Annotated in this window: 2 protein-coding genes; both read left to right on the forward strand. The window is 67.8% G+C overall.

All coding sequences use genetic code 11. The features are described from left to right. Window positions 1-972 (forward strand): AMP-binding protein (locus ACZ6DL_RS37725; protein ID WP_466058493.1); only part of this gene is annotated, 972 nt, incomplete at its 5' end. Between the two features lie 201 nt (window positions 973-1,173). After that, window positions 1,174-9,052 (forward strand): non-ribosomal peptide synthetase (locus ACZ6DL_RS37730; RefSeq protein ID WP_466058495.1); only part of this gene is annotated, 7,879 nt, incomplete at its 3' end.

Genomic DNA, 9,052 nt, shown 5'->3' on the forward strand with positions numbered 1-9,052 from the left:
CACCGCCTCCACCGCATCCTCACCACCATCGCCACCAACCCCCACACCCCCATCGGCGACATCGACATCCTCGACCGAACCGAACGGGAACGGATGGCGGTCGCGGCCGAGTCGGTGAGCGTCGAAGCGCCCACGGCCACCGCGGGTACGGCATTGACCCAGGCGCTGGCGGCGGCGGTCGAGGACGACCCGGACGGCCCCGCCGTGGTCTCCGGCGAGAGCGCGCTGTCCTACCAGGATCTCGACGCGCGCTCGTCGCGGTTGGCGCGCGTGCTCATCGCGCGCGGCTGTGGCCCCGGCGCGGGCGTGGCGGTGCGACTGGATCGCGGCATCGAAGCGGTCATCGCCACCTGGGCGGTACTCAAAACCGGCGCCGCCGTGGTCCCGGTCGACGCACTCGACGCACTGCTGCCGCACGAACTCGAGATCAAGACCGGCTTGACGGTCGGCGGTGCGCACTCGGCCGCCGCGGTCGACTGGCTCGCCCTCGACGATCCGACCGTCGTCGCGGAGATCGCCGCCGAATCACCCCGGCCGGTCACCTACGCCCACCGCATTCGCGCCTTGCGCGGCGGCGACCCGGCGTTCATCGGCGCGCAGGCGCTCAGCTACGACGACCTCGCCACGGCCGCCGCACGGCTGCGCGCACGCACCGAACTGACCTTCGAATCGCGCACCTTCCAGCACGGCAGTCCGCAGTCGCCCGCCGCGCTGGTCGAAGTGGTCGCCGCCGGATCGGTGGGCGCGTCGGTGGTGCTGGTCGACGAGGACGGCGCGCTGACCGAGTCGCTCGCCGACGAGTGGGTAACCCATCTGGTGACGGATCGGACCGGGCTGGACACGCTCGACCCGATGGCACTGGAGGATTTGCACGCGGTGGTGCTGGACAATGGTGTCGGCGCGGTGCCCGAGGGGCCCTGGTCGAATGTGGCCGCGATCATCGAGTTCACCGAGCTGTTCGACGCCCGGTGAAGCGATTCGCGGTCATGCGGAAGCTCCCAGTTGTGTGACCATGCACACAGCGGACTGGTTTGCTGTATCAGGCCGTCCGCTGGAAATGTGTCATGGACGTGTTCTTACAGGCAGGATGTGCAGAGTTTTCATGTTTCGCTTGTCGGGGAATAGTCTGCCGGCGCAGGGATCGGCGCCCAGGAAGCACGAAGCGGGGCTCGCGTGACGCGGCCCGCGCGGGTGCGGCCCACTCGTACCCGGCGACCTAGAGTCACTACCCTCCCGCAACTGATGGCAACCGCCGTCGAAGCGCATCCGACCGGCACCGCGGTTGTCTTCGCCGACGCGGTCAGCTCTCGCGGACAGCTCACCTACGCGGAACTCGACGCCAAGTCCACGCGGTTGGCGCGGTTGCTCATCGATCGGGGGGTGGGTCCGGAGGATCTGGTCGCTGTCGGTGTTCCGCGTTCGGTGGAGTCGGTGGTCGCGGTGTGGGCGGTGGCCAAGACAGGTGCGGGTTTCGTGCCGGTGGATCCGAACTATCCGGCCGATCGCGTCGAGCACATGGTGAAGGACTCCGGCGCGGTGCTCGGCCTCACCGTCGCGCGCGTGGCGGAGGACCTGCCGAGCGAGATCGAATGGCTGGTCATCGATTCGGACGCCTTCGTCCAGCGGCTGGAGGACTACCCGACCGAGCCGGTCACCTACGCGGACCGGCTGCGGCAGTTGCGCGCCGAGCATCCCGCCTACGTCATCTACACCTCCGGCTCCACCGGCATGCCGAAGGGCGTGGTGGTCACCCAGGCGGGTCTGGCGAGTTTCTGTGCCGAGCAGCGTGATCGGTATCGGGTGACGAGTGCGTCGCGGACGTTGCATTTCGCGTCGCCGTCGTTCGACGCGTCGGTGCTGGAATTGCTGCTCGCGCTGGGCGGGGCGGCGACCATGGTCGTGGTCGCGCCGACGGTCTACGGCGGTGACGAGCTGGCCGCGCTCCTGCGCAGGGAGGCCGTCACCCACGCGTTCATCACCCCCGCCGCGCTCGCCTCGGTGGACCCGGCCGGGTTGGACGAGCTGCGCGTGGTGGTGGCCGGTGGCGAGGCGTGCCCGCCGGAGCTGGTGCGGCGCTGGGTGCGCCCGATCGCCGAGGGCGAGCGCGAGTTCTACAACGGGTACGGCCCGACCGAGACCACGATCATGACGAACATCAGCGCGCCGCTGGTGCCAGGGGAACCGGTGACCATCGGCGCGCCGATCCAGGCGACCACCGAATACGTGCTGGACGAGCGGCTGGTGCCGGTCCCGATCGGTGTGGTCGGCGAGCTGTACATCGGTGGACCCCAGCTGGCGCGCGGTTACCAGCTGCGTCCCGGCCTCACCGCCGTGCGTTTCGTTCCGAATCCGTTCGACCCGAACCACTCTCGGCTCTACCGCACCGGCGACCTGGTGCGCTGGACGCCGAACGGCGAGTTGGAATACATGGGCCGCAACGACTTCCAGGTGAAGATTCGCGGTTTCCGTATCGAGCTGGGCGAGATCGACGCGGTGCTGGCCGCGCACGAGACGGTCGACTTCGCGGTCACCGTCGGGCATCAGTTGGACAGCGGCGCGACGATTCTCGCGTCGTATGTGCACGCGGCGAGCGGACGCTCCATCGACACCGACGAGCTGATCGCGCATGCCGAGCGCAGCCTGCCGGTGCACATGGTGCCGACCTCGCTCACCGTGCTGGATGAGATCCCGCTGACCCCGGTGGGCAAGCTGGATCGTCGTGCCCTGCCCGCTCCGCAGTTGCAGACCAAGGAATTCCGCGCTCCGTCGGGAGCGCTGGAGCAATTGGTCGCGGGCGTCTTCGGTGACCTGCTCAGCGCGGGTGACGAGATCGGCGCGGACGACGATTTCTTCGAGCTGGGCGGCAATTCGCTGATCGCGACGCAGGTCGCGGCCCGGCTCGGGGCGTCGATCGGCGCGCGGGTGCCCGCGCGGACGGTGTTCGAAGCGCCGACGGTCGCGCTGCTGGCCGCCCGCCTCGCCGAATTCGACACCGGTGCGGCGCGTCCCGCGTTGGCGGCGTCGCAGCGTCCGGAGCGGGTGCCGTTGTCGTTGGCGCAGCGGCGGATGTGGTTTTTGAATCAGTTCGATACCGGTTCGGCGGCGAATAATATTCCGTTCGCGGTGCGGTTGTCGGGTGTGTTGGATGTGGCGGCGTTGCAGGCGGCGGTCGCGGATGTGGTCGAGCGTCATGAGACGTTGCGGACGGTGTATCCGGCGGTGGACGGTACCGGTTACCAGGTCGTGCTGTCCGCCGAGCAGGCGATCCCGGACCTGACGCCGCACAGCCTGACCGCCGGAGAACTGCCGGACTGGCTGGGCACCTTCGCCGCAGCCGGTTTCGACGTCGCGGCCGAGGTGCCGCTGCGGCTTTCGCTCGCGCGGATCGGCTCCGACGATTACGTGCTCGCCGTGGTCGTGCACCACATCGCGGCCGACGGTACGTCCATAGCGCCGCTGGTACGCGACCTGATGACCGCCTATGTCGCGCGCAGCGCGGGCGAGGCGCCCGGCTGGGCCCCGCTGCCGGTGCAGTACGCGGACTACACGCTGTGGCAGCACGCCGTGCTCGGCGAGGAGAGCGACCCCCGCTCCGTGGCCGCGACGCAGATCGCCTTCTGGCGTGACGCTCTCGCGGGCATTCCCGATCGGCTCGACCTCCCCCTGGATCGGCCGCGCCCCGCCACGGCCTCCGGCCGCGGCGGCGTCTTCACCTTCACCGTCGACGCATCCACCCGGGCCCGGCTCGACGAACTCGCCCAGGCCCACGGCGCCTCGCTGTTCATGGTGGTGCACACCGCCTTCGCGGCGCTGCTGGCCCGATTGTCCGGCACCACCGACATCACCATCGGCACGCCGGTCGCCGGACGTGGCGAGGCGGAACTCGACGATCTGGTCGGCATGTTCGTCAACACGCTGGTGTTGCGGACCGCGGTGGATCCGGCGGCCTCGTTCGCCGGGCTGCTGGAGGCGACCAAGGAACGCGACCTGGCCGCGTTCTCGCACGCCGAACTGCCGTTCGAGCGGTTGGTCGAGGTGCTGGACCCGGTGCGCTCGCAGGCGCATCACCCGCTGTTCCAGGTGGCGCTGTTCTTCCAGAACATGGACCGAGCGCAGCTCGAGCTGCCCGGCCTGTCGGTCGGCGCGGTCGAATTCGACGGCGCGGTGGCCAAATTCGATCTTCAGCTGACGGTGACGCCGCAGGAAGGTCCGGACGCGGGCCTGGCCGCCATGTTCACCTATGCCACCGATCTGTTCGACGAGAGTTCGGTCGCCGAGTTCGCGGCGCGCCTGAACCGGTTGCTGCGCGCGGTCGCGACCGACCCCGATCGCGCGCTGGGCGGTATCGACCTGCTCAACATGGTCGAGCGGGATCGCATCCTGCACGAGTGGAACGACACCCGCTACCCGGTCCGCTCCGAATTGCTGCTCGATGGTTATCGCCGGGCCGTCGAGGCGCATCCGGACGAGATCGCCGTCGCCTACGAGGGTGTCGAGCTTTCGTATCGTGGGTTCGATGCGCGGGTGAATCGTTTGGCGCGGTTGTTGATTTCGCAGGGTGTTGGTGCGGAGTCGTTGGTGGGGTTGGCGGTTCGGCGTTCGTTGGATCTTGTGGTGGGGATGTATGCGATCGTGGCGGCGGGTGGGGCTTATGTGCCGTTGGATCCGGATCATCCGGCCGAACGCATCGCCCACATCCTGGACACCGCTCGCCCCCTCTGCGTCGTGACGACCAGCGCGGACGCGGCCGCGCTGCCCGATGACGTCCGGGCACTCGCCGTGGACACGCTGGATCTCGGCGGCTTCGACGACAGCCCCGTTCGCGCGGAGGAACTCGTGCGTCCGGTGGTGCCTGCGCATCCGGCGTACGTGATCTTCACGTCGGGGTCGACGGGCCGTCCGAAGGGCGTCGCGGTGTCCCACGCGGCGATCAACAACCAGATCGAGTGGATGCTGGCGGAATACCCGCTGGATCCGGATGACGTGTACCTGCAGAAGACGGCGACGACGTTCGACGTCTCGCTGTGGGGCTACTTCATGCCGCTGCGCGTGGGCGCGAAGCTCGTCGTCGCTACGCACGACGGACATCGGGATCCGGTCTACGTCGCGGAAACCATTGCTTCCCAGGGTGTTACGGTGACGGACTTCGTGCCGTCCATGCTGACGGTCTTCGCGGCGCACACCGCCCCCGGCTCGTGCCCCACCTTGCGCGACATCTTCGTGATCGGCGAGGCGCTGCCGCCGGAGACCGTCGCCGCGGTGCGTGCCGTGACCGACGCCGCTGTGCACAACCTCTACGGCCCTACCGAGGCGGCGGTCTCGGTGACCTACTGGCCCGCGTCGCCGGACGAGCGCACCGTGCCGATCGGTCTGCCGCAGTGGAACACCCGGGTCTACGTTTTGGACTCGTGGTTGCGGCCGGTGCCGGTGGGTGTGCCCGGTGAGCTGTATCTCGCGGGTGACCAGTTGGCTCGCGGCTATGTGCGGCGTCCCGATCTCACCGCCGACCGGTTCGTCGCCGACCCGTTCGGCAACGGGGAGCGGATGTACCGCACGGGCGACCTCGTCGTGTGGCGCAAGGACGCCGACGACGCGGTGCTCGACTATCTCGGCCGGACCGATTTCCAGGTGAAGTTCCGCGGTCAGCGGATCGAGCTGGGGGAGATCGAGACGGCGCTGCTGGCGCAGCCGTCGGTGAGCCAGGCCGTGGCCCTCGTCGCGGCCTCGTCGCTGGGTGATCAATTGGTCGCCTACGTGGTCCCCGCTCCGGGCGACCGGATCGACGCGCAGGCATTGCGGTCCGCTATCAGCGAGACCTTGCCCGCCTACATGGTTCCGGGCGCCATCGTGGCGTTGGAGGCGTTCCCGCTGAACTCCAGCGGCAAGCTGGACCGTAAGGCTCTGCCCGAGCCCACGTTCGAGACCAAGCATTTCCGTGCGCCCGCGACGGCGGTCGAGGAGATCGTGGCCGGGGTGTTCGGTGAGGTGCTCGGTGTGGGCCGGGTGGGCGCGGATGACGATTTCTTCGCGCTCGGCGGTAACTCGCTGGTCGCCACGCAGGTAGTGGCTCGTTTGGGCGCGGCGGTCGGTGCGCGGGTGCCGGTTCGGACGCTGTTCGAGGCGCCGACGGTGGCTTCCCTGGCGTCGGCGCTCGAGTCACGCACACACGGCGAGCGTGGTGTGGAGCTGGGCAGTATCGCCCGGCCCGACCAGTTGCCGTTGTCGTTGGCACAACGGCGGATGTGGTTCCTCAACCGCTTCGATCAGTCCGAGAATGCCGGGGAGCAGATCGGTTCGGCGGCTTACAATCTGCCGTTCGCCTTGCGGTTGACCGGTGCGCTGGATGTGGCCGCGTTGGGGGCGGCGTTGCGCGATGTGGTGGCGCGGCACGAGGTGCTGCGGACGGTGTATCCGGAGACCCCGGACGGTCCGGAGCAGGTGGTGTTGCCTGCCGCGCAAGTGACCCTGGACTCGACTCCGCGGGTGCTGGCCGAGTCCGATGTGGCGAGCAGCGTGTACGCGTTGGCGGCGGCTCCGTTCGACGTGACGGTCGAGGTGCCGTTGCGGGCTGTGCTCATCGAGGTCGACGGAGTGCCCGACACGTATGTGCTCGCGGTGGTGGTGCATCACATCGCGGCGGACGCCTCGTCGATGGGTCCGCTGGTGCGGGATGTGATGGTCGCCTACGCGGCGCGCACCTCGGGCGACGCACCGGCGTGGTCGCCCTTGCGGGTGCAGTACGCGGATTACGCGCTGTGGCAGCGGGCGGTGCTGGGAGACGAGTCCGATCCGGCATCCATCGCTGCCCGGCAAATCGGCTTCTGGCGTGAGCAACTCGCCGGTGTCCCGGACTTGCTGGAGTTGCCGACCGACCGACCCAGACCTGCGGTGGCCTCGCTGGCCGGTGCGCGGGTGGATGTCGAGATCGATGCCGCGACCCACGCGGGGCTCGTGGATTTGGCTCGTGCCCACGGCGCCACGTTGTTCATGGTGGTGCATGCGGCGTTCGCGGTGTTGCTGGCTCGGTTGTCGGGCTCCGACGATATCGCCATCGGCACACCCGTCGCGGGTCGTGGTGAGCGTGAGCTCGATGACTTGATCGGCATGTTCGTCAATACCGTGGTGTTCCGGACGCGGTTCGAGCCCGATGAGTCGTTCGTCGGCCTGCTCGGCAGGCAGCGCGAAACCGATCTGGCGGCGTTCGCGCATGCGGATGTGCCGTTCGAGCGGTTGGTGGAGGTGTTGAATCCGCCGCGGTCGACGGCGCGTCATCCGTTGTTCCAGGTGGGTTTGTCGTTCCAGAACATCGCGCGGACGGCGTTGGAGCTGCCGGGTTTGACGGTGTCCGGTGTGGACGCGGATCTGGATGTGTCGCAGTTCGATCTGCATTTGATCGTCGGTGATGCGTATGACGAGTCGGGTGCGCCTGCGGGTATCGGCGGGTTCCTGACGTACGCGACCGAACTTTTCGATCGAACCACTGTAGAAGGTTTCGCGGCGCGATTCTCCCGCATCCTGACGTCCGTGGTGGCGGACGCGAACGCCGCGGTCGGCGATCTCGAGTTGCTGGCCGAAGCGGAGCGGCACGACGTGCTGGCGCGCTGGAACGCCACCGAGCAGTCCGTGGATGCGGGCGCGACGCTGGTCTCGCTGCTCGATGCCAGCGTGGCGGCGGACCCGCGTTCCACGGCGCTCGTAGCCGATTCGATCGACGGTGAGCGGGTCGAGCTGACCTACGCCGAACTCGATGCGCGAGTGAATCGTCTTGCGCGGCATTTGATCTCGTTGGGTGTCCGTCCGGAGTCGCGGGTTGCTCTGGCGTTGCGCCGGTCGGTGGATCTGATCGTGGCGATGTACGCGGTGGCGAAGTCCGGTGGTGCGTATGTGCCGGTGGATCCGGATCAGGCTGCTGAGCGTACGAGTTACATCTTGGAGACGGCGGCACCGGTGTGTGTGCTGACCAACGCTGATGCGGAGTTCGATACCGATGTCGCGCCGGTGGTGCGTATCGATGAGCTGGATTTGTCGGGTGTGGATGCCAAGCCGGTCACGGATGCTGATCGGGTTGCGCCGTTGCGTCCGGAGAACACGGCGTATGTGATTTTCACGTCTGGTTCGACGGGTCGCCCGAAGGGTGTGGCTGTTCCGCATGGCGCTATCGCGAATCAGTTGCAGTGGAAGAGTGTCGAGTTCGGTCTCGATGCGGCTGATGCGATTTTGTTGAAGACGGCGGCGACGTTCGACTTGTCGGTGTGGGAGTTCTGGTCGGCGGCGGTGTGTGGTGGCCGTTTGGTCATCGCCTCCCCGGATGGTCATCGGGATCCGGCGTACCTCAACGAACTCATGGCCCAGGAATGGGTCACCACGCTGCACGTCGTGCCGTCGATGCTGGACGCGCTGTTGACCGCGGGTATGCCGGATTCGCTGTGGCGGGTGTTGGCTATCGGTGAGGCGTTGCCAGGGGCGTTGGCCCAGCGGTTCTTGCGCGAGAATCCCCGCACCGAGTTGTTCAATCTGTATGGGCCGACCGAGGCGGCGGTGTCGATCACCAGCCACCGTGTGGGTGAGGCCGATCGGGTTTCGGTGCCTATTGGTGCGCCGGAGTGGAATAGTCGGGTGTTTGTGCTGGATGGGCGTTTGCGTCCGGTTCCGGTGGGTGTTTCGGGTGAGTTGTATTTGGCGGGTGCGCAGTTGGCGCGTGGTTACTTCGGTCGCGCCGATCTCACGGCGGATCGGTTCGTGGCCAACCCGTTCGAGTCGGGTGCTCGGATGTATCGCACGGGTGATTTGGTCGCCTGGAACGGTGGCGGTGAGCTCGAGTATCGGGGTCGTACGGATTTCCAGGTGAAGATTCGTGGTTTCCGTATCGAGTTGGGTGAGATCGAGGCGGCGTTGTTGGCGTTGCCGGAGGTCGCGCAGACGGCGGTGGTCGCGAAGTCGGATCCGAAGACCGGTGACCGGCTGGTGGCCTACCTCGTTCCTTCTGGTGCTGTGGCTGGGTCCGATGCTCGTGCCGATGCCGATGCCGATGCCGATGCCGATGCCGATGCCG

The sequence above is a fragment of the Nocardia sp. NPDC041819 genome (genome assembly GCF_055590505.1).